1 pseudogene is annotated in these 529 nt (G+C 60.7%); it reads left to right on the top strand.

The features are described 5' to 3' along the window. Positions 1 to 389: pseudogene (locus NW818_RS14000) on the top strand (16S rRNA (cytosine(967)-C(5))-methyltransferase); the annotation flags it as partial. Positions 390 to 529 lie beyond the last annotated feature (140 nt).

Here is a 529-nt window from a genome sequence, read left to right as displayed (position 1 = left end):
CCGATCGCGTCAGCGGGACGGAGTCCTTACCCCCTGCCCCCTTGCCCCCCTGGCAGAGTGCTGACCGCGTACTGCTGGATGCCCCCTGCTCCGGCCTAGGCACCTTGCACCGCCATGCTGACGCTCGCTGGCGGCAGACTCCAGAGCGGATCCCTGAATTGGCCCACCTGCAAGCTCAGCTTCTGCAGGTGGCAGCCCGTTGGCTGAAGCCGGGCGGGGTGTTGGTGTACGCTACCTGCACGCTGCACCCTGCCGAAAACGAGGAGATCATTCAAGCCTTTCTCGACAGCCACCCCAATTGGGCTGCTGAAGGGGATCCCCTGCTCATCTGGCCCCACCGGCAGGATCGGGATGGATTTTTTATCCAACGGCTGCGTCGATACGGTTAAATAAACCTTCCATCGTGGTGCTTCCCAGGTGCTCCGAGCCATCAACCCTCAGCTTTCCTGAGGGAGAAAAGGATTATCTCCAAGCAAGAGACTGACTGTTGCCCCATGGTTTCTGATCGCGTTAGCGGGACGGAGTCCTT

Origin of the sequence: Synechococcus sp. R6-5 (assembly GCF_047461775.1) — a bacterium.
Taxonomy (GTDB): Bacteria; Cyanobacteriota; Cyanobacteriia; order Thermostichales; family Thermostichaceae; genus Thermostichus.
Note: the sequence above shows the minus strand (reverse complement) of the source record. Positions and strands in the feature narration are given on the sequence as shown.